This is a genomic window from Pseudomonas paraeruginosa (genome assembly GCF_003025345.2).
In the GTDB taxonomy this organism is placed as follows: Bacteria; Pseudomonadota; Gammaproteobacteria; order Pseudomonadales; family Pseudomonadaceae; genus Pseudomonas; species Pseudomonas paraeruginosa.
Genome location: NZ_CP020560.1, coordinates 5,529,938 through 5,554,651, shown reverse-complemented (window position 1 = coordinate 5,554,651; position 24,714 = coordinate 5,529,938). Strand labels below are relative to the sequence as shown.

Annotated in this window: 22 protein-coding genes; 11 read left to right on the top strand and 11 right to left on the bottom strand. The window is 66.3% G+C overall.

The features are described from left to right. Nucleotides 1–45: 45 nt before the first annotated feature. The 3 genes from B7D75_RS26260 (at nt 46) to B7D75_RS26250 (ending at nt 1,844) form a co-directional block, all read left to right on the top strand. A complete protein-coding gene (locus tag B7D75_RS26260; RefSeq protein WP_003095874.1) occupies nt 46–321 on the top strand; it encodes a polyhydroxyalkanoic acid system family protein in 276 nt (91 codons plus the stop codon). Nucleotides 322–463: 142 nt separating this feature from the next. Continuing rightward, entirely contained in the window at nt 464–880 is a 417-nt protein-coding gene (locus B7D75_RS26255) for a phasin family protein (RefSeq protein ID WP_034081758.1), read from the top strand. Nucleotides 881–890: 10 nt separating this feature from the next. Beyond that, nucleotides 891–1,844, top strand: coding sequence for a phasin family protein (locus tag B7D75_RS26250; RefSeq protein ID WP_053814718.1), 954 nt, complete (start codon nt 891–893; stop codon nt 1,842–1,844). A gap of 43 nt (nt 1,845–1,887) precedes the next feature. Here the strand turns inward: B7D75_RS26250 and B7D75_RS26245 are convergent, their stop codons facing one another. From B7D75_RS26245 to B7D75_RS26190, 10 genes are all read right to left on the bottom strand, one after another. Next, nucleotides 1,888–2,505, bottom strand: coding sequence for a TetR/AcrR family transcriptional regulator (locus B7D75_RS26245; RefSeq protein ID WP_012077735.1), 618 nt, complete (start codon nt 2,503–2,505; stop codon nt 1,888–1,890). Nucleotides 2,506–2,546: 41 nt separating this feature from the next. Then, nucleotides 2,547–4,229, bottom strand: a complete 1,683-nt coding sequence (gene phaC / locus B7D75_RS26240; protein WP_034081754.1) for a class II poly(R)-hydroxyalkanoic acid synthase — start codon at nt 4,227–4,229, stop codon at nt 2,547–2,549. A 305-nt stretch (nt 4,230–4,534) separates the two neighbouring features. Continuing rightward, on the bottom strand, nt 4,535–5,392 hold the full coding sequence (phaZ, locus tag B7D75_RS26235; protein ID WP_034081753.1) for a poly(3-hydroxyalkanoate) depolymerase: 858 nt from the start codon (nt 5,390–5,392) through the stop codon (nt 4,535–4,537). Nucleotides 5,393–5,538: 146 nt separating this feature from the next. Then, nucleotides 5,539–7,218: a class II poly(R)-hydroxyalkanoic acid synthase gene (gene phaC / locus B7D75_RS26225; RefSeq protein ID WP_012077732.1), complete on the bottom strand. Its 1,680-nt coding sequence runs from the start codon at nt 7,216–7,218 to the stop codon at nt 5,539–5,541. Nucleotides 7,219–7,635: 417 nt separating this feature from the next. Next, the gene (locus B7D75_RS26215) at nt 7,636–8,007 is read right to left on the bottom strand and encodes a gamma-butyrobetaine hydroxylase-like domain-containing protein (RefSeq protein WP_012077730.1); all 372 of its coding nucleotides are present in this window, start codon (nt 8,005–8,007) and stop codon (nt 7,636–7,638) included. Nucleotides 8,008–8,104: 97 nt separating this feature from the next. Next, nucleotides 8,105–9,448, bottom strand: a complete 1,344-nt coding sequence (gene hslU / locus B7D75_RS26210) for an ATP-dependent protease ATPase subunit HslU (RefSeq protein WP_012077729.1) — start codon at nt 9,446–9,448, stop codon at nt 8,105–8,107. A 28-nt stretch (nt 9,449–9,476) separates the two neighbouring features. After that, on the bottom strand, nt 9,477–10,010 hold the full coding sequence (gene hslV / locus B7D75_RS26205; protein ID WP_003095852.1) for an ATP-dependent protease subunit HslV: 534 nt from the start codon (nt 10,008–10,010) through the stop codon (nt 9,477–9,479). 120 nt (nt 10,011–10,130) lie between these two features. Further along, complete coding sequence (locus B7D75_RS26200; protein ID WP_012077727.1) at nt 10,131–10,823, bottom strand: SPOR domain-containing protein; 693 nt, start codon at nt 10,821–10,823, stop codon at nt 10,131–10,133. A gap of 34 nt (nt 10,824–10,857) precedes the next feature. Continuing rightward, nucleotides 10,858–12,621: an arginine--tRNA ligase gene (argS, locus tag B7D75_RS26195; RefSeq protein ID WP_043100575.1), complete on the bottom strand. Its 1,764-nt coding sequence runs from the start codon at nt 12,619–12,621 to the stop codon at nt 10,858–10,860. A gap of 249 nt (nt 12,622–12,870) precedes the next feature. Continuing rightward, a complete protein-coding gene (locus B7D75_RS26190) occupies nt 12,871–15,090 on the bottom strand; it encodes a primosomal protein N' (protein WP_043100577.1) in 2,220 nt (739 codons plus the stop codon). Nucleotides 15,091–15,265: 175 nt separating this feature from the next. Between B7D75_RS26190 and rpmE the strand changes: the two genes are divergently transcribed. From rpmE to B7D75_RS26170, 4 genes are all read left to right on the top strand, one after another. Then, nucleotides 15,266–15,481 (top strand): 50S ribosomal protein L31, encoded by a 216-nt coding sequence (rpmE, locus tag B7D75_RS26185; protein WP_003148783.1) that lies wholly within the window; start codon nt 15,266–15,268, stop codon nt 15,479–15,481. Nucleotides 15,482–15,555: 74 nt separating this feature from the next. Then, nucleotides 15,556–16,308: a thermonuclease family protein gene (locus tag B7D75_RS26180; protein WP_439795064.1), complete on the top strand. Its 753-nt coding sequence runs from the start codon at nt 15,556–15,558 to the stop codon at nt 16,306–16,308. Continuing rightward, nucleotides 16,305–17,744, top strand: coding sequence for a M48 family metalloprotease (locus tag B7D75_RS26175; protein ID WP_033999924.1), 1,440 nt, complete (start codon nt 16,305–16,307; stop codon nt 17,742–17,744). Before B7D75_RS26180 ends, B7D75_RS26175 begins: the two co-directional genes overlap by 4 nt. Nucleotides 17,745–17,846: 102 nt before the next feature. After that, nucleotides 17,847–19,115 (top strand): malic enzyme-like NAD(P)-binding protein, encoded by a 1,269-nt coding sequence (locus B7D75_RS26170; protein ID WP_107114570.1) that lies wholly within the window; start codon nt 17,847–17,849, stop codon nt 19,113–19,115. A gap of 104 nt (nt 19,116–19,219) precedes the next feature. Here the strand turns inward: B7D75_RS26170 and B7D75_RS26165 are convergent, their stop codons facing one another. Then, nucleotides 19,220–21,691, bottom strand: coding sequence for a penicillin-binding protein 1A (locus B7D75_RS26165; RefSeq protein ID WP_012077723.1), 2,472 nt, complete (start codon nt 21,689–21,691; stop codon nt 19,220–19,222). Between the two features lie 184 nt (nt 21,692–21,875). Between B7D75_RS26165 and pilM the strand changes: the two genes are divergently transcribed. The 4 genes from pilM to pilP are packed head-to-tail and all read left to right on the top strand — an operon-like array spanning nt 21,876 to nt 24,677. Continuing rightward, nucleotides 21,876–22,940 (top strand): type IV pilus assembly protein PilM, encoded by a 1,065-nt coding sequence (gene pilM, locus B7D75_RS26160; RefSeq protein WP_003110888.1) that lies wholly within the window; start codon nt 21,876–21,878, stop codon nt 22,938–22,940. After that, nucleotides 22,940–23,536, top strand: a complete 597-nt coding sequence (gene pilN / locus B7D75_RS26155; RefSeq protein WP_003148777.1) for a type 4a pilus biogenesis protein PilN — start codon at nt 22,940–22,942, stop codon at nt 23,534–23,536. Before pilM ends, pilN begins: the two co-directional genes overlap by 1 nt. Beyond that, on the top strand, nt 23,533–24,156 hold the full coding sequence (pilO, locus tag B7D75_RS26150; RefSeq protein WP_024916549.1) for a type 4a pilus biogenesis protein PilO: 624 nt from the start codon (nt 23,533–23,535) through the stop codon (nt 24,154–24,156). The genes pilN and pilO overlap by 4 nt, the downstream gene beginning before the upstream one ends. Then, nucleotides 24,153–24,677 carry a type 4a pilus biogenesis lipoprotein PilP gene (pilP, locus tag B7D75_RS26145; RefSeq protein WP_034082521.1) on the top strand — a complete coding sequence of 175 codons (525 nt, stop codon included), beginning with the start codon at nt 24,153–24,155 and terminating at the stop codon, nt 24,675–24,677. The genes pilO and pilP overlap by 4 nt, the downstream gene beginning before the upstream one ends. The last annotated feature ends 37 nt before the right edge of the window (nt 24,678–24,714 follow it).

Below are 24,714 nucleotides of genomic sequence, written 5' to 3'. Positions count from 1 at the left end.
GTCTGGCCGCGTATAGTTTTGCGATCTGCAATCAGGAGTCGATCCATGTCGCGTATCCACATCGAACGTCCGCACAGCCTGGGGCTGGACGCCGCACGGGCCAAGGCGGAGAAACTGGCCGAACGTCTGGCGAAGGAGCACGGCGTGCAGTGCGAATGGCAGGGCGACGAGCTGACCTTCAAGCGCAGCGGCGTCGACGGCAGGATCGCGGTGGGGGCGGACAAGGTCGCGGTGGACGTCAAGCTCGGCCTGATGCTCTCGGCCATGAGCGGCCTGCTCAAGGGCGAGATCGAGAAGGCCCTGGACAAGGCGCTGGCCTGATCCCTCCGGGCGTCGTCGTCCTGGCGGCGCCCATCTTCCGCTTAGTATGCGGTTTCTAATTTTCCCCGATACCTTGCTCTCACGCTGCCAGCGTTCCGGCGGCGCCTGCGGTTTCTTCGACCCAACGCGCGTGAGGTGCCCCATGGCCAAGATTGCCCTGAAGAAACAGACCGTCCCCGAATCCTCTTCCCTGCTCTCCGAGATCCGCCACTACGCCCGCCAGATCTGGCTCGCCGGGCTGGGCGCGTATTCCCGGCTGGGAGCCGAAGGCAGCGACTACTTCAAGGAATTGGTGAAAGCTGGCGAAGCCCTGGAGAAAAAAGGCAAATCGCTGGTCACAAGTCAGGTCGATTCGGCCAATGACAGTGTCAAGACCGGCCTCTCTTCGGTGAAGGGAAAAGTCGAAGACCAGCTCGACAGGATCGAGCAGGCATTCGACAGCCGTGTCGCCAGCACGTTGAACCGGATAGGCATACCTTCCCGGAACGATGTCGAAGCACTCTCTGCTAAGCTGGATGAGCTGAGCGCAGTGCTCGAGCGTGTCGCGAGAACCCAATAAGGAGAGCAGGATGGCTGGCAAGAAGAAGAGCGAAAAAGAGTCCAGTTGGATCGGCGAGATCGAGAAATACTCGCGGCAGATCTGGCTGGCTGGTCTGGGGGCCTACTCGAAGGTCAGCAAGGACGGCAGCAAGCTGTTCGAGACCTTGGTGAAAGACGGCGAGAAGGCTGAAAAAGAAGCGAAGTCCGATGTGGACGCGCAGGTCGGCGCGGCGAAGGCGTCCGCCCGCTCTGCGAAGAGCAAGGTCGACGAGGTTCGGGACCGTGCGCTCGGCAAGTGGAGCGAGCTCGAGGAAGCCTTCGACAAGCGTCTGAACAGCGCCATCTCGCGTCTCGGCGTTCCGAGCCGCAACGAGGTGAAGGACCTGCACAGCAAGGTCGATACGCTGACCAGGCAGATCGAGAAGCTCACCGGCGTCAGCGTCAAGCCGGCGGCCAAGGCAGCGGCCAAGCCAGCGGCGAAACCGGCGGCCAAGCCAGCAACGAAAACGGCGGCCGCCAAGCCTGCGGCGAAAACCGCGGCTGCCAAGCCGGCGGCAAAACCCGCGGCCAAGCCTGTGGCGAAAGCCACCGCCAAGTCCGCGGCGAAAACCGCGGCCAAGCCGGCGGCGAAGACTGCAGCCAAGCCGGCAGCGAAGACCGCGGCGGCCAAGCCGGCAGCGAAGACTGCAGCGGCCAAGCCCGCAGCGAAGCCTGCCGCCAAGCCGGCGGCGAAAGCCGCAGCGAAACCGGCTGCGAAGCCGGCCGCCAAGCCAGCCGCTGCGAGCGCCGCCAAGCCGGCGACGAAACCGGCCGCCAAGCCGGCTGCGAAAAAGCCTGCGGCGAAGAAGCCGGCCGCCAAGCCCGCCGCGGCGAAACCGGCCACTCCAGCTGCCTCCTCGAGCGCTCCCGCAGCGCCGGCCGCCGCCCCCACTGCCAGCACTCCGGCAGCGAGCGCTCCGACGACGCCGAGCGGCCAGAACTGAGTCCTGGCAGCAACGCACACGCCCGGCACCCGCCGGGCGTTTTTCATTCCGGCCCCAGGTATCGTTGCGCCAGGCTTTCCGCCGAGCGCCGGGCTTCGCTACGCAGGTGCGGAGCGACCAGCATCATGATCTGGTAGACCACCGTGCGTACCTCGCCCTTGTCGCCCAGTACCCGCTGGTAATCCAGGGAGAACAGCAGGGTCAGGGTGATCTGCTCGACCAGTTGGTCGAGCGCCGGCGCATCGCTGTGCAACTGGCGATCGGCCTTGAGCCGGGCCAGCAGGGTGGCCAGGGTTCGCTTCAGGGCGCCGAGCCAGGTCCGGGTGCCGCGGGCCAGGCGGGGCAGGCGTCCGGTCAGGTTGGACAGGTCCTGGAACAGGAAGCGGTAGTGGGCGAGACGCTCGACGATCAGGTGCAGGAACAGCCAGTAATCCTCCGCGCCCAGTCGCACTTCCTCGGGTGGATCGAGCAGCGGCGCCAGCTCCGCCTGGAAGCGCTCGAACAGCGCCAGCACCAGCGGCTCCTTGCCGTGGAAGTGGTAGTAGAGATTGCCCGGGCTGATGCCCAGTTCGTTGGCGATCTCCAGGGTCGAGACGTTGGGTTCGCCCTGCTCGTTGAACAGCAGCAGCGCGCATTCGAGGATACGGTCGCGTGTCTTCATCCGTGCTTCTTCCGGGTTCGTGCGGCCCGGCCCGGGAGCTTTCAGCGTATGTGGACGTAGGTGCCGGGAGCGGCTTCCAGGGCTGGATGGGCGGCGCTGCCGAGGTTGAAGCCGGGCTCGCCCAGTTCGCCCGAGCGCTCCTGCAGCCAGCCGAGCCAGACCGGCCACCAGCTGCCTTCCTCGCGCTTGGCGTCGTAGTACCAGGCGCGCGGGTCGCTGCTCAGCTTGTCATTCTCGAAATAGCAGGCCTTGGGGTTGCCGGGTGGGTTGAGGATGCTCTGGATGTGCCCGCTGTTGGACAGGATGAAACGCCGCTCGCCACCGAGCAGCAGGGCCGAGCGGTAGACCGCGTCCCAGGGCGTGATGTGGTCGGTGATGCCGGCGACGTGGAAGCTGTCGATCGCCACCTTGCCCAGGTCGACCGGGGTACCGCCGACTTCGAGGGCGCCCGGGCGGGTCAGCGGGTTGTGCTTGAACAGGTCCAGCAGCTCCCCGTGGAAGGCCGCGGGCAGGCGCGTGTTGTCGTTGTTCCAGTAGAGGATGTCGAACGCCGGCGGCTGCTTGCCGAGCAGATAGTTGTTGACCCAGTAGTTCCAGATCAGATCGTTGGGGCGCATCCAGGCGAACACCCTGGCCATGTCGCGGCCGTCCAGCACACCGTGCTGGTAGGAGCGGCGCTTGCTGTTCTCCAGGGTCTGCTCGTCGGCGAAGAGCATCGCCGGGCTTTCCACCTGGCTGTCAAGCAGGCTGACCAGGTAGGTGGCGCTAGCGACCTTGCGCAGTTGCCGGCGCACCTGCAGGTGGCCGAGCAGGGCGGCCACGGTGAGCCCGCCGGCGCAGGCGCCGGCCAGGTTCACGCTGCGGCTGCCGGTGATCTCGCGGCAGGCCTCGATGGCCTGGTCGAGGGCCTCGACATAGGTGCTAAGACCCCATTCGCGGTGCTGCGCGTCGGGGTTGCGCCAACTGACGACGAAGACCTGCAGGTTGTTCTTCAGGGCGTACTGGATGAAGCTCTTTTCCGGCGAGAGGTCGAAGATGTAGTACTTGTTGATCTGCGGCGGCACGATCAGCAGTGGCCTGGCGTAGCGGCGCTCGCCCAGCGGCTTGTACTGGATCAGCTCCAGCACCTCGCTGCGGTACACCACCGCGCCCTGGGTGGTGGCCAGGTTGCGGCCGATCTCGAAGGCGGTCCTGTTCACCTGGCTGGGCATGCCGCCGTTGTGCAACAGGTCCTCGAGCAGATGGCGCACGCCGTTGAGCAGGCTGATCCCGCCTGTGTTGAACAGTTCCTTCAGCGCCAGCGGATTGATCAGGCTGTTGCTCGGCGCGACAGCGTCGGACAGCAGGGCCACGAGGAAGCGCGCGCGGGCGCGGTCGTCGCGATCCAGGTTGCTCTCGTCGATCCAGGCGAGCAGTTGCTTCTGCCAGGCCAGGTAGGCCTGCAGGGTGCGCCGGTAGAAGGGATTCAGACGCCAGGAAGGATCCTGGAAGCGGGCGTCCTGCGGGTTCGGCTGGTGCAGGGTGTCGCCCAGCAGCACCTTGCCCAGCTGGCCGCCGAAGGCGACCAGGTGCCGCGCGCTGTGCAGCGGCTGACGCAGGCCGTGGACCGCCAGGCTGCGGACCGTGGTCAGCAGGTCCTTGCCGCGCAGGCCGACGATGGCGCTCTGCGCACTCATGAATTCGGCGGGCACCGGCACACTGCCCGTATCCTGCTTTTCTCGCATGGACCATACTCCGTCGTAGGACCACCGTCATGGATGCCTCGGGCGCCAGCGCGCCCTGGCTCGGAATACTCAGTTATAGCCTGTGGATTCCGTTTCACCCGGGACAGAACCGCGCACCTCCCTGAACAGGGAGGATGCCGCCCGAAGCTGGGGCAGCAAGCCCTGTACCACAACGCCGGGACGGGCGTCGCAGAGCCCGCGCCGTCGCGGCGAAGCCAGGCGCCATGCGCCGTTGCGGAACATCGACTATGAACCTGCACCATGACGAAGCAGTGTCTGCTGCCACGGCGTTGCCGCGCGGCGGTTCAGCCGGTCCTGGGCAGGAACGGACGCGGGTGCATGACTGCCCGCCGGCGCTCCTCGGCGAGGAATTTCATGATGATCGGCGCCACCGATTCGGCGCGGGTCACCAGGAACAGGTGGCCGTCGTCGATCACATGCAGTTCGGCGTTGGGAATGCGCCAGGCCAGCACGCGCATGTTGATCAGCGGAATGATCGGGTCGTCGTCGCCGGCCAGCACCAGGGTCGGCTGGCGGATCCGGTGCAGCCAGTGGATGCTGGTCCAGCCGAGCCCGGCGAACAGTTGCCAGTAGTAGCCCAGCTTGCCCGACGAGCGAACCTTGCTGGCATGTGCCATGGCCAGCCTGGGGTCGCGGCGGAAGGCGCCGCCGTAGATGTCCGGGGCGATGTGCACGCCGTAGGATGGCTGGATGTAGCGTCGCGGGCTGGCCATGCGCATCAGCACCTTCGGCTTGCCCGGCACCATCACCGCGCCGGCCGAAGTGGCGGCGAGGATCAGTTTCTTGCAGCGCTCCGGGTAGTCGTGGGCGAACTGCTGGGCCAGCGCGCCGCCCCAGGACACGCCGATCGCGTTGACCTGACCATAGTCCAGGTAGTCGAGCATCCGCGCCGCCAGCTTGGCCAGGCCGGGAAAGCGGTAGGGCACGCTGGGCGTCGATGAGCCGCCGACGCCGGGGACGTCGAAGGCGATCACCTCCAGCTCCGGGTCGAGGGCCTGGACGAAGGGAAAGACCAGTTCCAGGTTGGCGCCGATGCCGTTGAAGATCAGCAGCGGAGTGGTGCCTTCCTTGCCCGGACGCACCGCGGTGCGGATGGTCTGGCCGTCCAGGTCGATGGTCCGGAAGACGAAGGGCTGGGGCATGCTAGGGGTCCTTGGCGGCGGCGCCGCGCTCTCGGCGGCGCGAGGCCTGGCCGGCTTGCGCGCGGCGCGGGGCCGCGCCGGAGGCGCTGCCGGGGCTTCGTCGGCGGAGGCCGCGGGCTCCCGCGGCGATTCGGGGCGGTCGCTGTTCATCGTTCGTGCACGTAGGTGCCGGGCGCGGCTTCGCCGGCGGGATAGGTCTTGTTGCCGAGGCCGGCGGGCGCCTTGCGGGTCTTGCCGGAGCGCTCGGCCAGCCACTGCTGCCAGTGCAGCCACCAGGAGTCGGCATGCTTGCCGGCTTGCTCCAGCCAGGCCTTGGGCTCGGCCGGCAGTTCCGGGTTGGTCATGAAGCGCGCCTTGGGGTTGCCCGGTGGGTTGAGGATGCTCTGGATGTGGCCGCTGTTGGAGAGAATGAACTCGCACTTGCCGCCCAGCAGCCTGGCCGACTTGTAGCATGACTCCCAGGGGGTGATGTGATCGTTCAGACCGGCGACGCAGTAGAAATCGCAGGTCACCTGCCTGAGATCGATGGGCGTGCCGGACACTTCCAGGGCGCCGGGGCGGTTCAGCGGGTTGCTCTTGAACAGCTCGACGAATTCGCCGTGCAGCGCGGCGGGCAGGCGTGTGGTGTCGTTGTTCCAGTAGAGGATATCGAACGCCGGCGGCTGGTTGCCGAGCAGGTAGTTGTTGACCCAGTAGTTCCAGATCAGGTCGTTCGGGCGCATCCAGGCGAATACCTTGGCCATGTCCTTGCCCTCCAGCACGCCGGACTGGTAGGAGCGGCGCTTGGCGGCCTCGAGGGTCTTCTCGTCGGCGAACAGGGCGACCTGGGTATTGAGCTCGAAGTCGAGCACACTGACCAGTTGGGTGAAGGCGTTGACTTTCTTCTCACCGCTGGCCACGTAGTGGCCGACCAGGGTCGCGGTGGTGATTCCGCCGGAACAGGCGCCGAGCAGGTTGAGGTCCTTGCTGCCGGTGATCGACAGGACCACCTCGATGGCCTCCTTGAGCGCCTCGATGTAGGTGGTCAGGCCCCACTCGCGCTGCGACTTGGTCGGGTTGCGCCAGCTGACGATGAAGGTCTGCACGCCGTTGCGCAGGCAGAAGCGCGCCAGGCTCTTGTCCGGCGACAGGTCGAAGACGTAGAACTTGTTGATCTGCGGCGGCACCACCAGCAGCGGCCGCTCGTGCACCGATTCGGTGATCGGGCGGTACTGGATCAGTTCCAGCACGTCGTTGCGGAACACCACCGCGCCTTCGCTGGTGGCGAGGTTCTTGCCCACCTCGAAGGCGTCCATGTCCACCTGGCTGGGCATGCCGCCGTTGTTCACCAGGTCCTTGGCCAGGTGTCCGAGACCGTCCAGCAGGCTCTTGCCGCCGGTCTCGAAGAAGCGCTTGACCGCCGCCGGGTTGCTCAGGCTGTTGGTCGGCGACATCGCCTCGGTCAGCAGGTTGATGACGAACTGGCCGCGGCTCACGTCCTGCGGCGACAGGTCGCTGTGGCTGATCCAGCTCTGCAGTTCCTTGCGCCAGGCCAGGTAGGTCTGCATGTAGCGCTTGTACAACGGGTTCTGGCTCCAGGCCGGATCGGAGAAGCGCCGGTCGTCGTCGGCGGGACGCAGCTCCGACTGGCCAAGCAGCACGTTCTTCAGTTCCAGGCTGAAGTGCGCCACGTGCCTGGCGCTGTGCAGTGGCTGGCGGACGGCCTGAAGCAGGACCATGCGCGCGGAAGTGAGCAGGTCCTTGCCGCGGATGCCGATCACCGGGTTCAGGTTGAGGGTGTTCTCCGCAGCTTGCTTGGGAAGCTCGTTATTGTTCTTCTGACTCATCGGCAACGCTCCATTGTTCGAGGCGAAACAGGGGACCGCAACGAAGCCGACGGACGGGCTGTCCGGCCGGCTACTGCTCGACTACCAGCCCACCCGCACGACTCAGGGCGGGGCGGACACACGCCAGGGAAGGACCCGGACAAGGGGGCTGCACCGTCTTGGTTACGCGAGTTTCCGCTGGCGTGCAAGCTGGCAGAAGCGGCGGTGACCGGAGCGTTCGGGCGGGCGGGGAGCCAACCTGCGGACTAGAGCGTCGCTGTCGCGCAGGATAGGTCATTCGCCGTGGCGAGCGCGCCGACCGGATGTCTGGTCTGGCAGTCTGCGGGGCGAATGTTGCAAATGACGTGCCCTCGTACGGGGCAGCGGGGAAAAATCCGTCGGCGCCGTGTACCCCGGGAGGGCACGCGGCGCCACGTTTCAGAGCATCAGCTTGACCACCGACTCGTCGGGGTCGCGGGATTTGCCGGCGCTGGCCAGCTCGACCAGGTACTCGGCCCATAGCTGATCCCTGCGGGTCGCCAGTTCATAGAGATAGTCCCAGGTGAACAGACCGCTGTCGTGACCGTCGTCGAAGCTCAGTTTCAACGCGTACTGGCCGGCCGGCTCGACGCCGACCAGGGCGACGTTCAGCTTGCCGTACTGCAGCACCGGGTTGCCGTGGCCCTGGACCTCGGCGGAGGGCGAGTGCACGCGAAGGAACTCGGCGGGCAGGTCATAGCTCTCCTCGCCGTAGCGCAGGGTCAGTTTCTTCGAGGCTTTGTGCAACTGGATGGCGGAAGGGATACGCATCGCATCGGACTCGCGGAAGGGCGGAGCACAAGGATACCCCGCTTCGGGGCAAGCCGGCCCGCCGCCACGGGCGGGCCGTGGCGGCGGTGAACGGCGGTCAGAGGATATAGCGGGACAGGTCCTCGTCCTCGGCCAGTTCGCCCAGGTGGCTGTTGACGTAGCCGGCGTCGATCCGGATCGGCTTGTCGCTGTGCTCGCTGGCCAGGTCTGCGGCGCTGAACGACACCTCTTCCAGCAGTCGCTCGAGCAGCGTATGCAGGCGCCGGGCACCGATGTTCTCGGTCTTCTCGTTGACCTGCCAGGCGATCTCGGCGAGACGCTTGATACCGTCCTCGGCGAACTCGATGCCCAGGCCCTCGGTCTTGAGCAACTCGCGGTACTGCTCGGTGAGCGAGGCGTGCGGCTCGGTGAGGATCCGCTCGAAGTCGTTCGGGCTGAGGGCCTTGAGTTCCACGCGGATCGGCAGGCGGCCCTGCAGTTCCGGGACCAGGTCGCTCGGTTTGCTCAGGTGGAAGGCGCCGGAGGCGATGAACAGGATATGGTCGGTCTTGACCATGCCCAGCTTGGTGTTCACCGTGCAGCCCTCGATCAGCGGCAGCAGGTCGCGCTGCACGCCCTCGCGGGAGACGTCGGCGCCGCCGGCGTTGGCGCGCTTGGCGATCTTGTCGATCTCGTCGATGAAGACGATGCCGTGCTGCTCCACCGCTTCCAGGGCGCGGGCCTTGAGCTCTTCCTCGTTGACCAGGCGCGCCGCCTCCTCGTCGCGAATCATCTTCAGGGCATCGGCGACCTTCAGCTTGCGGGTCTTCTTCTTGCCCTTGCTCATGCCGGAGAACAGGTTCTGCAGTTGGTTGGTCATCTCCTCCATGCCGGGCGGAGCCATGATCTCGACGCCGGCCGGATTGTCGGCCACCTCGATGTCGATTTCCTTGTCGTCCAGCTGGCCTTCGCGCAGGCGCTTGCGGAACAGCTGGCGGGTGTTGCTGTCCTCGCGCGCCGGCTCGTCGCCGAAGCCCATGGCGGGACGCGCGGCGGGCAGCAGGGCGTCGAGGATGCGCTCCTCGGCGGCGTCCTCGGCGCGGTACTTGACCTTCTGGATCTCCTGCTCGCGGAGCATCTTCACCGCGGCGTCGGCGAGATCGCGGATGATCGACTCGACGTCGCGGCCGACGTAGCCGACCTCGGTGAACTTGGTCGCCTCGACCTTGATGAACGGCGCGTTCGCCAGGCGCGCCAGGCGCCGAGCGATCTCGGTCTTGCCGACGCCGGTGGGGCCGATCATGAGGATGTTCTTCGGCGTCACCTCGGCGCGCAGCTCGGCCGGCAGCTGCATGCGCCGCCAGCGGTTGCGCAGGGCGATGGCGACGGCGCGCTTGGCGTCGTCCTGGCCGATGATGTGGCGGTTGAGTTCGTGGACGATCTCGCGGGGCGTCATGGACATTCGTTTACTCCAGCGGGGGACGCGCGCCTCAGACGGCGCTGTCCAGCTCCTCGATGGTCAGGTTCTGGTTGGTGAAGACGCAGATCGAGCCGGCGATGTTCAGCGCGGTCTCGGCGACTTCCCGAGCGCTCAGCTCGGCGTTGTGCTGCAGCAGGGCCAGGGCCGCGGCCTGGGCGAAGCCGCCGCCGGAGCCCATGGCGATCAGGCCGTGTTCGGGTTCGACCACATCGCCGTTGCCGGTGATGATCAGTGAGGCGTCCTTGTTGGCGACTGCCAGCATGGCTTCGAGACGGCTCAGGGAGCGGTCGGTGCGCCAGTCCTTGGCCAGCTCGACGGCGGCGCGGACCAGGTGCCCCTGGTGTTTCTCCAGTTGCTGCTCGAAGCGTTCGAACAGAGTGAAGGCATCGGCGGTGGCACCGGCGAAGCCGGCCAGGACCTGACCGTGGTAGAGGCGCCGGACCTTCTTGGCGTTGCCTTTCATCACGGTGTTGCCCAGGGAAACCTGGCCGTCGCCGCCCATGACGACTTTGCCGTTGCGGCGGACAGATACGATGGTGGTCAAGGGGGAGATCTCCACACTGCGGGGCCGGATGCCCGGAATGCTGGGAGATATAGGGGCGATCCGCGGCTTTTCAACCGCGCCCCGCGCCGTGCGTCGGGACGCCCGGCGCGGGGCCCGCGTTCAGCGGGCCTTGCGTTGCTGTAACAGGAGGTTGCTGAAACCGTTGGAGGACAGCGTCTTCTGCGCCTGGGACAACTGGTCGCGGCTGTTGAAGGGGCCGACCATCACCCGGTACCAGGTCTCGTCGCGGACGTTGCCGGCCTCGACGTTCACCGACTGCCCGAGCAGGATGATCTGCGCGCGCACGCGGTCGGCGTCGGACTGCTTGCGGAACGAGCCGGCCTGCAGGAAGAACTGGGTGCTGGCGGCGACCACCGCCTTGGGCAGCGGCGGCGGCACCTGGCCGGCGAGGGCGGCCTTGGCCCGCGCTTCGTCGGCCTTGGCCAGTTCGGCGGGGGTGGGCGGCGGAGGGGCCTTTTCCGGTACCGCTTCGGGCGGCACCACGACTTCGGACTCCGGCAGCAAGGTATAGAACTCGTACTTCGGCTTGGCCTGGGCCGGCGTCTGCGCCGGTTGCTGGGCCTGGGCGTTCTGCTGCTGCGGCTGCTTGCCCTGCACGGTGGCCGGGCGCTGGGCATCCGGGCGTTCGCGCTGGACGTCCTTGCGCCCGGGTTCGAGCTTCATCAGGAACATGATGAAGCCGCCGATGGCCAGTCCGGCGACCAGCCAGACCCAGCCGGGAACGCCGTTCTTCGCGGCGGGCGCCTGGTAGCGGCTGGCGCCGCGCTTGGGGGCGGGTTTCTTCTTTGCCATGGGGGTTCCCGGACTCCTGTTCGGGCGGGTTCGATTACATGCGTTCCAGGGTCTTCAGACCGAGCAACTCCAGGCCCTGTTCCAGGGTACGGCCGGTCAGCGCGGCGAGACGCAGGCGGCTGTCCTTCTGCGCCGGGTCCTCGGCGGTGAGGATCGGGCAGTGCTCGTAGAAGCTGGAGAACAGTCCGGCCAGCTCGTACAGGTAGGCGCAAAGCAGGTGCGGAACGCCCTTGAGCGCGACGTTGTTGAGCAGGTCGCCGAATTGCGCCAGTTGTGCGGCCAGGGCCAGCTCCTGGGGCTGTTCGAGGACGATCCTGCCGCCCAGTTGCTCGCGGCCCTGGCCGAGCTTGCGGAACACGCTGGCCACGCGGGTGCAGGCGTAGAGCAGGTAGGGCGCGGTGTTGCCTTCGAAGCTGAGCATCAGCTCGAAGTTGAAGCTGTAGTCGCTGGTGCGGTGCTTGGACAGGTCGGCGTATTTCACCGAGTCGATACCCACCACCCGGCCGATCTCGCGCAGCTGGGCCTCGTCGAACGGCTCCTCGCCGCGCTCGACGCGCTGCTCGTTGCGTTCCTTGACCAGGGCATAGGCGCGGCTCTCGGCTTCTTCCAGCAGGTCGATCAGCTTCACCGTACCGCCGTCGCGGGTCTTGAACGGACGCCCGTCAGCGCCGTTCATGGTGCCGAAGCCCATGTGCTCCAGCTCCATGTCGGCCGGGACGAAGCCGGCGCGCCGCGCCACTTCGAATACCTGCTGGAAATGCAGGGCCTGGCGCTGGTCGACGAAGTACAGCGCGCGGTCGGCGTGCAGCACGTTGTGCCGATAACGCATGGCGGCCAGGTCGGTGGTGGCATAGAGGTAGCCGCCACCGGCTTTCTGCACGATCACCGGGAGCGGATTGCCCTCGGCGTTCCTGAACTCCTCGAGGAAGACGCACAGCGCGCCGTTGTCCTCGGTGAGCAGGCCCTTGGCGGTCAGGTCGGCGACTACCTGGGCGAGGTCGTCGTTGTAGGCGCTCTCGCCCTTGACGTCGGCCATGCTCAGTTTCACGCCGAGACGGTCGTAGACCTTCTGGCAGTGCGACAGGGAAATCTCGTTGAAGCGCGTCCACAGGCGCAGGCAGTCGGGGTCGCCGGCCTGCAGCCTGACCACCAGTTCGCGGGCGCGGTCGGCGAACTCGGGAGACTCGTCGAAGCGTTTCTTCGCCGCGCGATAGAAGACCTCCAGGTCGTGCAGCTCGGCCTGGGCGTCCACCGGCTGCTCTTCCAGGTAGGCGAGCAGCATGCCGAACTGGGTGCCCCAGTCGCCGACGTGGTTCTGCCTGATCACCGTGTCGCCGAGGAACTCGAGGACGCGCGCGACGGCGTCGCCGATGATGGTCGAGCGCAGGTGGCCGACATGCATCTCCTTTGCCAGGTTCGGCGAGGACAGGTCGATCACCACGCGTTGCGCCGGGCCGGCCTTGCGCACGCCGAGACGCTCGTCGGCGAGGGCGCGGTCGAGGCTGGCGGCGAGCCAGACGTGGTCCTGGAAGAAGTTGAGGAAGCCGGGGCCGGCGATTTCCACCTTGGCCAACTGCTCGTGGGCGGGCAGCGCCTCGACCAGCCTGGTCGCCAGGTCGCGCGGTTTCATGCCGGCCGGCTTGGCCAGCATCATCGCGATGTTGCTGGCGAAATCGCCGTGGCTGCGGTCCTTGGTGTTCTCCACCTGGATGTCCGGGGTCAGGCCGGCGGGCAGGGTGCCGTCCGCGGTCAGTTGGTCGAGGGCTTGCTGGATCAGCTGGCGAATCGTGTCTTTCATCGTTCTCTCCGTGCTCGCGGGCAGAGGGGGCGGCGCGCGACGGTCAGGCAGTGGAAGGGCCGGCGGATGCGGCGCTCCGGAGTTCAGTCCCCGCGGGGTGCGCAGGGTGGCCGGTCGAGGCTCAGAACCGCGCATTATCCGTGGGTGGACAGATGTTGCCAACCGTTGCAGCGATCAGCCGACAGTTTGCGCCTGGCGTCGCTGGTTCCGCCTGACCCCTGTCAAGTGGGGTGTCTTCCTGGACGCCCATCAGAAAAGGTCGATCGGATCCACGTCCAGCGACCAGCGTACCTGGCGTCCGCCGGGTAGCTGTTCGAGGGCTTGCAGCCAGGGCGCCAGCAGGCGGTGCAACGGCGCCCGGCTCATGCACTGCAGCAGCAACTGCGCGCGGTGCTTGCCGGCGCGCCGCTCCATGGGCGCCGGCACCGGTCCGAGCAGTTCCACCTCCGGACCGCCGATCTGCTCCAGCAGTTGCTCGGCGGCGCCGCAGGCGCTGTCGAGGAAGGCTTCCGCCTGGCCCGGCTTGTGCGCCTCGGCGCGCAGCAGGGCGAGGTGGGCGAAGGGCGGCAGGCCGGCGGCGCGGCGCTCGCTGAGGGCCTGCTCGGCGAAGGCGAAGTAGCCGTCTTCGGTGAGCTGGACCAGCAGCGGGTGGTCGGCCAGGTGGGTCTGGATCAGTACCCGCCCGGGTTCCTCGGCGCGCCCCGCGCGGCCGGCGACCTGGACGATCTGCTGGGCCATGCGTTCGCTGGCGCGGAAGTCGGCGGAGAACAGGCCGCCATCGGCGTCGAGGATCGCCACCAGGGTGACCCGCGGGAAGTGATGACCCTTGGCGAGCATCTGGGTGCCGACCAGGATGCATGGCTCGCCGCTGTTGATGGTAGCGAAGAGGTCGCGCATGGCGTGCTTGCGCGAGGTGCTGTCGCGGTCGATGCGCAGCACCGGATGATGTGGGAATAGAATCCGCAGGCGCTCCTCGGCGCGCTCGGTACCGGCGCCCACCGGGCGCAGGTCGAGCTTGCCGCATTGCGGACAGTTCATCGGTGGGCGCTGGCGATGGTCGCAGTGGTGGCAGCGCAGCTCACCGCTGCCCTGGTGCACGGTCATCCGCGCGTCGCAGCGCGGACACTGGCTGATCCAGCCGCAGTCGTGGCACAGCAGGGTCGGGGCGAAACCGCGGCGGTTGAGGAACACCAGCACCTGCTGGCCGGCCGCCAGGGTGTCGCCGATGGCCTGTTGCAGGGGCCGGGAAAGCCCGGCGTCGAGCGGCATGCTCTTCACGTCGAGGCGAATGAACTTCGGCGGTTGGGCACCGCCGGCGCGCTGGGTCAGGCGCAGCAGGCCGTAGCGGCCGGCCTGGGCGTTGTGCAGGCTTTCCAGGGCGGGAGTGGCCGAGCCGAGCAGGATCGGCACGTTCTCCAGGCGCGCACGCACCAGCGCCAGGTCGCGGGCGTGATAGCGCAGGCCGTCCTGCTGTTTATAGGAGGCGTCGTGTTCCTCGTCGACGATGATCAGTCCCGGACGCTTCAGCGGAGTGAACAGCGCCGAGCGGGTGCCGATGACGATATCGGCCTCGCCATCCCGTGCGGCGAGCCAGGCGTCGAGGCGCTCGCGGTCGGTCAGGGCCGAGTGCAGCAGGGCGATGCGCGCGTTGAAGCGCCGCTCGAAGCGGGCCAGGGTCTGCGGGCCGAGGTTGATCTCGGGAATCAGTACCAGCGCCTGGCGGCCGGCGGCCAGGGTCTCGCGGATCAGTTGCAGGTAGACCTCGGTCTTGCCGCTGCCGGTGACGCCAGCCAGAAGGAAGCAGTGGAAGCTGCCGTGGCTGGCGCGGACCGCCTCGAAGGCGGCGCGCTGCTCGGGGTTCAGCGGCAGCTCCGCCTGGGCCAGCCAGCCGCCTTCGCGCGGCGGGGTGCTGTGGCGCCGCACCTCCAGTTCGACCAGGCCTTTTTCCTTGAGCAGGTCGAGGCTGTCCTTGTTTATCTCCAGCTGGTTCAGCAACTCATGGGAAACCCCGTGCGGATGCTGCTTGAGAATCGCCAGGGCCTGACGCTGGCGCGGCGCGCGGGCCAGGCGCGGGTCGTCGAGGCTGGATTGCTCGACGGCGTGCCAGAAACGCTGCTGGCGGGCCTCGGCCGGCTCGCCCTGGCGCAGCAGGTTGGGCAGCGCCCAGGACAGGCTGTCGCCGAGGCTGTGCTGGTAGTACTGGGCGGTCCAGCGGCATAGCTCGAGCAGGTGGGCGGGCATCGGCGGCTTGGCGTCGAGCACCCTGAGCGCCGGCTTGAGCTTGTCCTCCGGCACTTCGGAACGGTCCGTCACCTCTATCAGAACGCCAATCATCTCGCGGCGCCCGAACGGCACCAGCAGGCGTATCCCCGGTTGCAGGGCGCTGCGTGGAATCCCGCGTGGCGCCCGATAGTCGAACAGGCGTCGGAGGGGCGAAGGCAGGGCGAGGCGTAGGATCAGGTCTGACACTCAGCGGCTTCCGGGGATGAAGGAAACGAGGACCGGGCCGGCGATGTTAGCAGACGACCGGCGGGCGGGGTCGCTTGCATAGATGAAACGGTCTGGTATGATCCACGCCCTTAATTACGTGCGGTGCCCGGTAAAAGCGCTGGGTGGCGGCACACAACGCCCCGAGGATCAAATCATGAAAGCGGACATCCATCCGGCTTACGAAGCTATCGAAGCTACCTGCAGCTGCGGTAACGTCATCAAGACCCGTTCCACCCTGTGCAAGCCGATCCACCTGGACGTGTGCTCCGAATGCCACCCGTTCTACACCGGCAAGCAGAAGGTGCTGGACACCGGCGGCCGTATCGACCGCTTCAAGCAGCGTTTCGGCGTATTCGGCGCCACCAAGTAAGCCGCTTGCCGCGAACGCGCGCAATGCTTCTTGTCGCTGTATCGAGAAAGGCGTCCCTGGTGGGCGCCTTTTTCATGTCCGTGATTTCTGTCGCCGCCGGCGCGGCGGAGGCCTGCCGTCCCACCGGGACCTTGCAGAGCGTCGAGGTGGCGCGGGTGGTGGACGGTGACACCGTGCGCCTGCGCGACGGCCGGAGTGTGCGGCTGATCGGCATCAACGCGCCTGAACTGGCGCACAACGGCCGTACCACCGAACCCTATGCCGAAGCCGCGAAGCAGCGCCTACAGGCGCTGGTGACGGCCGGCGGCGGGCGTCTCGGCCTGCAGCCGGGGCGTCAGGCCCGCGATCACTACGGCCGGACCCTGGCGCACCTGTTCGACGCCAGTGGCGGCAATCTCGAGGCGCGCCTGCTCGGCGAAGGCCTCGGCTACCTGGTGGCGGTGGCGCCGAACACCGAGCTGACGGCCTGTCAGCAAGCCGCTGAACGTGCCGCGCGATCGGCTAATCTGGGAGTGTGGAAGCGTTCGCCGGTGCTGTCGGCGGAGCAACTGTCGCAGAGCGGTTTCGCCGTGGTTCGCGGACGGGTGCTCGAGGTCGAGCGCAACCGGGGTGGCATCTGGCTGGAAATGGACGGTCCGCTGGTCCTGCGGATCGAGCCGAAGGTGCTCAAGGCATTCGATGCGAAGCGGGTGATGCAGATGGCGGGGCGTTCTCTGGAAGTGCGTGGCTGGGTGGTCGACCGTTCCCGGCGGGGCGCGGTGCCGGCCGGCAAGGCGCGCTGGCAGTTGTCGGTGACCGACCCGGCGATGCTGGAGTGGCTTCCATGAGGATCGTCTGGCTCCTGATGCTGGTGCTGGGAGTCGCGACGCTGGGCGGTTGCGCGGTGAACCCGGCCACCGGCAAGAGCGACTTCGTGATGATGAGCGAGCAGCAGGAGCTCGGCATGGGCGCTCGCTACAACCAGGAAATCCTCAAGCAGTTCCCCCGCTACAATGACGAAAAACTCCAGGCCTACGTGCAGCGGGTCGGCGAGCGGGTCGCGCGCAGCAGCCATCGCAGCAACCTGCAGTACCACTTCACCGTCATCGACTCGCCGGACATCAACGCCTTCGCCCTGCCGGGCGGCTACATCTATATCCATCGCGGACTGATCGCCTACCTCGGCTCCGAGGCCGAGCTGGCCGCGGTGCTCGGCCACGAGGTCGGCCACGTCACGGCGCGTCACAGCGTGCGCCAGCAGAGCCAGGCCAGCGCCTGGAACATCCTCGGCCAGGCGGTGGCGATCGGTACCGGCGTCGGTGCCGCCGGCGACCTGGCGAACGTGCTCGGCACCGCCTTCGTCCGCGGCTATGGCCGTGACATGGAGCTGGAGGCCGATGGGCTGGGGGCCCAGTACCTGGCCCGCGCCGGCTACGATCCGACGGCGATGATCCAGGTGGTGCGGGTGCTGAAGAACCAGGAAGACTTCGCCCGCGCGGAGGCGGCGCGCAATGGCCAGGCGGTGCAGGCCGGCGGTTACCACGGCCTGTTCGACACCCACCCGGACAATGATCGGCGCCTGCAGCAGGTGGTCGGTCCGGCGCGGCAACTGGCCAACGGACAGCAGGAAGTCGGCCGCGACGTGTTCCTCCGCCACCTGGAGGGCCTGCCCTTCGGCGACTCGGCCGCGGCCGGGGTGCGTCGCGGGCAGAATTTCTACCATGCCGAGCTGGACTTCACCCTGAGCTATCCGGCGGGCTGGAAGATCCTCAACCAGCCGAGCGCCCTGCTCGGCTATCCGGCGGACGAGCAGTCGTTCATCGGCATGAAGCTGGTGCCCCATGATGCCCGCCTGACGCCCGCGGAGTTCCTGCGCAAGAACGCCGGGCAACGGCTGGCCCGGGAAGAGTCGCTGCAGCAGGCCGGGCTGAACGGCTACACGGCGGTGGTGCCAGGCAACCCGGCGCGGCGGGTGGCGGTGATCTACCAGGGCGACCGGGCCTACCTGTTCGTCGGCGTGGTCAAGGTCGGTTCCCTGGAGACCCAGGACGACCGTTTCCTCGGCGTGATCCGCAGCTTCCGTCCGCTGCGCGACAAGGAGCGGGCCCTGGCGCAGCCGCGACGCCTGCACCTGGTGCAGGTCAAGGCGGGGCAGACGCTGGAGCAATTGGCGGCTGGTGGCGAGGGGTCATTGAGTGACTCCGTGGCTCGTCTGCGTCTGCTGAATGACCTTTATCCGAGCGGTGAACCCCGACCGGGCGATTGGCTTAAAGTCGTACGCTAGAGGTCTTGACAGCCGGGTCCTGACGATCTTGTGGGGCGTCGTCTTCTTGCGTATGCTCGGTCGCCCCGTCTGTCCAACAAGCAATAAAGCGGAAGTGCCCAAATGTCCGATCTTAAAACCGCTGCCCTCGAATATCACGCACAACCCCGTCCGGGAAAACTGAGTGTCGAGCTGACCAAACCCACCGCTACCGCCCGGGACCTGTCCCTGGCCTACAGCCCGGGTGTCGCCGAGCCGGTGCGTGAAATCGCCCGCGATGCCGAGCTGGCCTACCAGTACACCGGCAAGGGCAACCTGGTGGCAGTGATCTCCGACGGCACCGCGATTCTCGGCCTGGGTAACCTGGGCCCGCTGGCCTCCAAGCCGGTGATGGAAGGCAAGGGTGTGCTGTTCAAGCGCTTCGCCGGCATCGACGTGTTCGACATCGAGGTCGACGCCGAAAGCCCGCAGGCCTTCATCGATACCGTCAAGCGCATCTCCATCACCTTCGGCGGCATCAACCTCGAGGACATCAAGGCTCCCGAGTGCTTCGAGATCGAGCGCGCGCTGATCGAGCAGTGCGACATCCCGGTGTTCCACGATGACCAGCACGGCACCGCCATCGTTACCGCGGCGGGCATGCTCAACGCGCTGGAGCTGGCCGGCAAGAAGCTGGAAGACGCGAAGATCGTCTGCCTCGGCGCCGGCGCCGCCGCCATCTCCTGCATGAAGCTGCTGGTGAGCATGGGCGCCAAGGTCGAGAACATCTACATGATCGACCGCAAGGGCGTGATCCACGCCGGCCGCGACGACCTGAACCAGTACAAGTCGGTGTTCGCCACCGAGACCGACAAGCGCACCCTGGCCGACGCCCTGGATGGCGCCGACGTGTTCGTCGGCCTGTCCGGCGCCAACCTGCTGGAGCCGGAAGATCTCAAGCGCATGGCGCCGAGCCCGATCGTGTTCGCCTGCTCCAACCCGGACCCGGAGATCAAGCCGGAACTGGCCCATGCCACCCGCAACGACGTGATCATGGCCACCGGTCGTTCCGACTATCCGAACCAGGTCAACAACGTGCTCGGTTTCCCCTTCATCTTCCGCGGTGCCCTGGACGTGCGCGCCACGCGCATCAACGAAGAGATGAAGATCGCCGCCGCCCTGGCCCTGCGCGACCTGGCCAAGCAGCCGGTGCCGGAGGACGTCTGCGCCGCCTATGGCGTGGACAGGCTGGAATTCGGCCGCGAGTACATCATTCCGAAGCCGATGGACAAGCGCCTGATCAGCGTGGTGTCCGATGCCGTGGCCAAGGCTGCCATCGAGACCGGCGTGGCGACCCTGCCGTATCCGAAGAACTATCCGCTGAAATCGGTGGATGACGTCTTCAACGGCTGATCGAGCCGTCGGATAAGCCGGATAAAAAGAAACCCCGCCTTGGCGGGGTTTCTTTTTGCCTGCGCCTCGCGCTCCGTCGTCGCCAACGAAGCGCAGGCGCCGGTTCAGAACAGGTCGATCGGCGCGCCTTCGTCGTCCGGCAGCGGGCTGCCGGGGAAGCTGCCCGGCGGCAGTTCATTGACCGAGGGCGGGGTGTCTTCGTTCTTGAACATCTCGAAATAGGCGCCGGGCGTGCCCGGCGCGGCAGAGCGGCCGGTGACCGGATCGATGCGCAGGCTGACGATGCCTGGCGGCTCGGCCATGGTGTGCATCGGCTTGTCCTTGAGGGCGAAGCCCATGTACCTGATCCAGATCGGCAGCGCGACGGTGCCGCCGTACTCGCGGCGACCCAGGGTCTCCGGCTGGTCGAAGCCGACCCAGACGCTGGTCACGTAGTCGGAGTTGTAGCCGGAGAACCAGCCGTCCTTGGAGTCGTTGGTGGTGCCCGTCTTGCCGGCCAGGTCGGTGCGCTTCAGCGCCAGGGCGCGGCGCCCGGTGCCGCGCTTGATCACGTCCTGCAGCATGCTGGTCATGATGTAGGCGGTGCGGGCGTCGATGATCCGCTCCGCCGGGGTCGGCTCGAAGGTGGTCCGAGCGTTGGCGGCGACCTGCTGGGCTTCGATCGAACCCTCGCCTTCGGCGCTCTCCGGAGCCTCCGGCTCGCCAGGATTGCCGGCGTCTTCCGTATCCTGCGCAGCGGCCTGTTCCTCCACCGGCACGCGGGGCGGGTTGGCCTGGTACAGCACCTGGCCATCGCGGCTTTCGATGCGTTCGATGACGTACGGATTGACCTTGTAGCCGCCGTTGGCGAACACGCTCCAGGCGCCGGCGATCTCCATCGGCGTCACCGTCGCGGTGCCCAGGGCCAGGGAGAAGTTGCGCGGCAGTTCGTCGCGCTGGAAGCCGAACTTGGTGATGTAGCTGATCGCCCGCTCGATGCCCACGCCCTGCAGGACGCGGATCGAGACCATGTTGCGGGACTTGTACAAGGCTTCGCGCAGCGGGATCGGGCCGAGGAAGGTGTTGGTGTCGTTCTTCGGTCGCCAGACCTTGTCCAGGTACTCGTCGACGAACACGATGGGCGCGTCGTTGACCAGGCTGGCGGCGGTGAAGCCGTTGTCCAGGGCAGCGCTGTAGATGAACGGCTTGAAACTGGAGCCCGGCTGGCGCTTGGCCTGGATCGCGCGGTTGTAGTTGCTCTGCTCGAAGGAGAAGCCGCCGACCAGCGAGCGGATCGCGCCGTCCTGCGGGTCGAGGGAGATCAGCGCGCTCTGCGCGGCGGGGATCTGCACGAAGCGCAGGGTGCCGTCTTCCTGGCGCTGCACGCGGACCTGGTCGCCGGCCTGGGCCACGTCGGCGGGTTGGCGCGGCAACGGGCCCATGCTGTTGTTGCTGAGGAAGGGGCGCGCCCACTTCATGCTGTCCCAGGTCACGGCTTCTTCCTTGCCGTCGCGGGTCATCACCATGATCCCGCTCTTTTCCACCTGGGTGACGATCGCCGGCTCCAGGCCGCCGATGCTGCGCTGCTGGCCGAGATGCTTGAGCCAGGCGTCGCGCGTCTGGCCCGGCAGGCGGGTTTCCGGGCCGCGGTAGCCGTGGCGCTGGTCATAGTCGATGAGGCCGTCGCGGACCGACTGGCTGGCGGCGTTCTGCAGGTCGCTGCGCACCGTGGTGATGACCTTGTAGCCCTCGGTGTAGGCCTCGCTGCCATAGCGGCCGACCATCTCGGCGCGGGCCATTTCGGCAATGTAGGGCGCGTTCAGCTCGGGGGTCTGCACGTGGTAGGAGGCGTTGATCGGCTCATCGATGGCGGCCTGGTAACGCTGCTGGTCGATGAAGCCGAGCTTGAGCATGCGCTCGAGGATCCAGTCGCGCCGCTCCGTGCTGCGGGTCGGGTTGACCAGCGGGTTGTAGCGCGAGGGCGCCTTCGGCAGACCGGCGATCATCGCCATCTCGGCCAGGCTCAAGTCTTTGATCGGCTTGCCGTAATAGACCTGTGCGGCAGCCTCGATGCCATAGGCGCGGTTGCCCAGGTAGATCTTGTTGACGTAGAGCTCGAGGATCTCGTCCTTGGTCAGCTGCCGCTCGATCTGCAGGGCCAGGAGGATTTCATTGATCTTTCGCGAGAAGCTTCTTTCATTGGTAAGGAAGTAGTTCTTCGCCACCTGCATGGTGATGGTGCTGCCGCCAGTCTGGATGTGACCGCTTTTCAATAATTGCGCGGCGGCGCGCATTAGGCTTTTCACATCGACGCCATAATGGTTGGCGAAATTGTCGTCCTCGGCGGACAGCAGGGCATGGATGAAGTCCTGCGGGATGTCGGCGAAGCGGATCGGGGTCCGGCGCATCTCGCCGAACTCGGAGATCAGCTTGCCGTCCTCGCTGTAGACCTTGAGGGGGATCTGCAGCTGGACGTTACGCAGAGCCTCCACCGAGGGCAGGCTGGGACTCAGATAGAGATAGGCGCCGCTGAAACTGAGCAGCACTCCACAAATCAGGGTGACGCAAGTCCACCACAGGAACTTCAGCAGGCGCATGGGTAGATTCGGATTTCCAGGAAAAAGAAAGAGTTAAGCGAATAGGACAGGAAAAAGGCAAAAGCTGTTCACATTATAAGCAATTTTTCTGTGACCTAGCCATTTGCCTGGCCTTCAGCTCTGGTATCTAATGTGAAAAAAGAAGAATCGTTCGTAAGTATTGAACGCTAATAGGGAATTGGTCGTGCTAGGGCTCATAAAAAAGAAAGCGAATACCTTACTGGGGATCGACATCAGTTCGACCTCGGTAAAGCTCCTTGAGTTGAGCCGCTCCGGAGGCCGCTACAAAGTGGAGGCCTATGCCGTCGAGCCGCTTCCGCCGAACGCAGTCGTGGAAAAGAACATCGTCGAGCTGGAAGGGGTCGGCCAGGCGTTGTCACGGGTGCTGGTCAAGGCGAAAACCAACCTGAAATCGGCCGTGGTGGCCGTCGCCGGTTCGGCGGTGATCACCAAGACGATCGAGATGGAGGCCGGGCTTTCCGAGGACGAACTGGAAAACCAGCTGAAGATCGAGGCCGACCAGTACATCCCCTATCCGCTGGAGGAGGTCGCCATCGACTTCGAGGTCCAGGGTCTTTCCGCGCGCAATCCCGAGCGCGTGGACGTGCTCCTGGCCGCCTGTCGGAAAGAGAACGTCGAGGTGCGCGAAGCGGCCCTGGCGCTGGCCGGCCTGACCGCCAAGGTGGTCGACGTCGAGGCCTACGCGCTGGAGCGTTCCTATGCGCTGCTGAGCAGTCAGTTGGGTGCCGACACCGACCAGTTGACCGTGGCGGTGGTGGACATCGGCGCGACCATGACAACGCTCAGCGTCCTGCACAACGGCCGCACCATCTATACCCGCGAGCAGTTGTTCGGCGGACGCCAGCTCACCGAGGAGATCCAGCGGCGCTACGGGCTTTCGGTGGAGGAAGCCGGTCTCGCCAAGAAGCAGGGTGGTCTTCCGGATGACTACGACAGCGAAGTCCTGCGTCCGTTCAAGGACGCCGTGGTCCAGCAGGTTTCCCGTTCGCTGCAGTTCTTCTTCGCCGCCGGCCAGTTCAATGACGTCGACTACATCGTCCTGGCGGGCGGCACGGCGTCGATCCAGGACCTCGACCGGCTGATCCAGCAGAAGATCGGCACCCCGACCCTGGTCGCCAACCCGTTCGCCGACATGGCGCTGAACGGCAAGGTGAACGCCGGCGCCCTGGCCAGCGACGCGCCGGCGTTGATGATCGCCTGCGGCCTGGCGTTGAGGAGTTTCGACTGATGGCACGGATCAACCTTCTACCCTGGCGCGAAGAGCTGCGCGAGCAGCGCAAGCAGCAGTTCCTGGTGATCCTCGGTGGCGTGCTGGTGGCCTCGGCGGCCCTGGTGTTCCTCGGCGACCAGTACTTCACCGCCGCCATCGAGAACCAGAATGCGCGCAACGACTTCCTGCGCAAGGAAATCGTCGTGCTGGACGCGCGGATCAAGGAGATCAGCGAGCTGAAGTCGCGCCGCCAGCAGTTGCTCGAGCGGATGAAGATCATCCAGGACCTGCAGGGCAACCGCCCGATCATCGGCCGGGTGTTCGACCAGCTCGTGCGCACGCTGCCCGACGGCGTGTATTTCACCGACCTGAAGATGACCGGCAGGAATATCGCCATCGCCGGCGCGGCCGAGTCCAACAACCGTGTCTCCAACCTGATGCGCAACATGGACGCGTCCGAATGGCTGACCGCGCCGACCCTGAACGAGGTCAAGGCGGTGACCCAGGGGGCGGTGGACCAGGCCAACGTGTTCCAGTTGACCGTGCAGCAGACGCAGCCGGGCGAGCAGGATGCCAAGGCCAAGAATGGGGTTGCGCAAGGAGCCAAGAAATGAGTCTGGCCAGTTCCCTGGAAAGTCTGCGCAAGATCGACATCAACGATCTCGACCTGAACAACATCGGTTCCTGGCCGGCGGCGGTCAAGGTCATCGTCTGCGTGCTGCTGACCGCGGCGGTGCTTGCGCTGGGCTACAACTTCCACCTGAGCGACATGCAGGCGCAGCTGGAGCAGCAGGCCGCGGAGGAGGAGACGCTCAAGCAGCAGTTCTCCACCAAGGCCTTCCAGGCCGCGAACCTGGAAGCCTACAAGGCGCAGATGAAGGAGATGGAAGAGTCCTTCGGCGCCTTGCTGCGGCAACTGCCCAGCGACACCGAGGTGCCCGGCCTGCTCGAGGACATCACTCGCACCGGACTGGGCAGCGGGCTGGAGTTCGAGGAGATCAAGCTGCTCCCCGAGGTCACCCAGCAGTTCTACATCGAGCTGCCGATCCAGATCAGCGTGGTCGGTGGCTATCACGACCTGGCGACCTTTGTCAGCGGCGTCTCCAGTCTGCCGCGGATCGTCACCCTGCATGACTTCGAGATCAAGCCGGTCGCGCCCGGCAGTACGTCCAAGCTGCGCATGAGCATCCTGGCCAAGACCTACCGCTACAACGACAAGGGGCTGAAGAAATGAGAGCCCGTCTGATCATGAGCAGCCTGCTGCTCGCCAGCCTGGCCGGATGCGGCGGCGGCTCCGACTTCGCCGACCTGCAGACCTACATGGACGAGGTACGGGCGCGTCCCAAGGGCACCATCGAGCCGTTGCCGAAGTTCCAGCCGTACGAGGCCTTTACCTATAGCGCCGCATCGCTGCGCAGTCCGTTCCAGCCGCCGGTGAAGATCGACCTGACGGTGCGGCAGAAGGGCAACAAGGTGATCAAGCCCGACGAGACGCGGGTCAAGCAGTTCCTGGAAGGCTTCAACATCGAAACCTTCGAGATGGTCGGCACCCTGTCCAATGCCCAGGGCACCTTCGCCCTGGTGAAGGGGGCGGGTGGCGTGCACCGGGTGAGGGTCGGGGACTACCTGGGGCGCAACGACGGCAAGGTCGTCGGCATCAGCGAAGGAAAAATAGACGTGATCGAAATCGTTCCTGACGGAGAGGGGAACTGGCTGGAGCGTCCGCGCAGCCTGACTCTCAAGGAACGCTCCTGAGGGCGGGGAAAAACATGCATAACCAACAGCAGTCTGT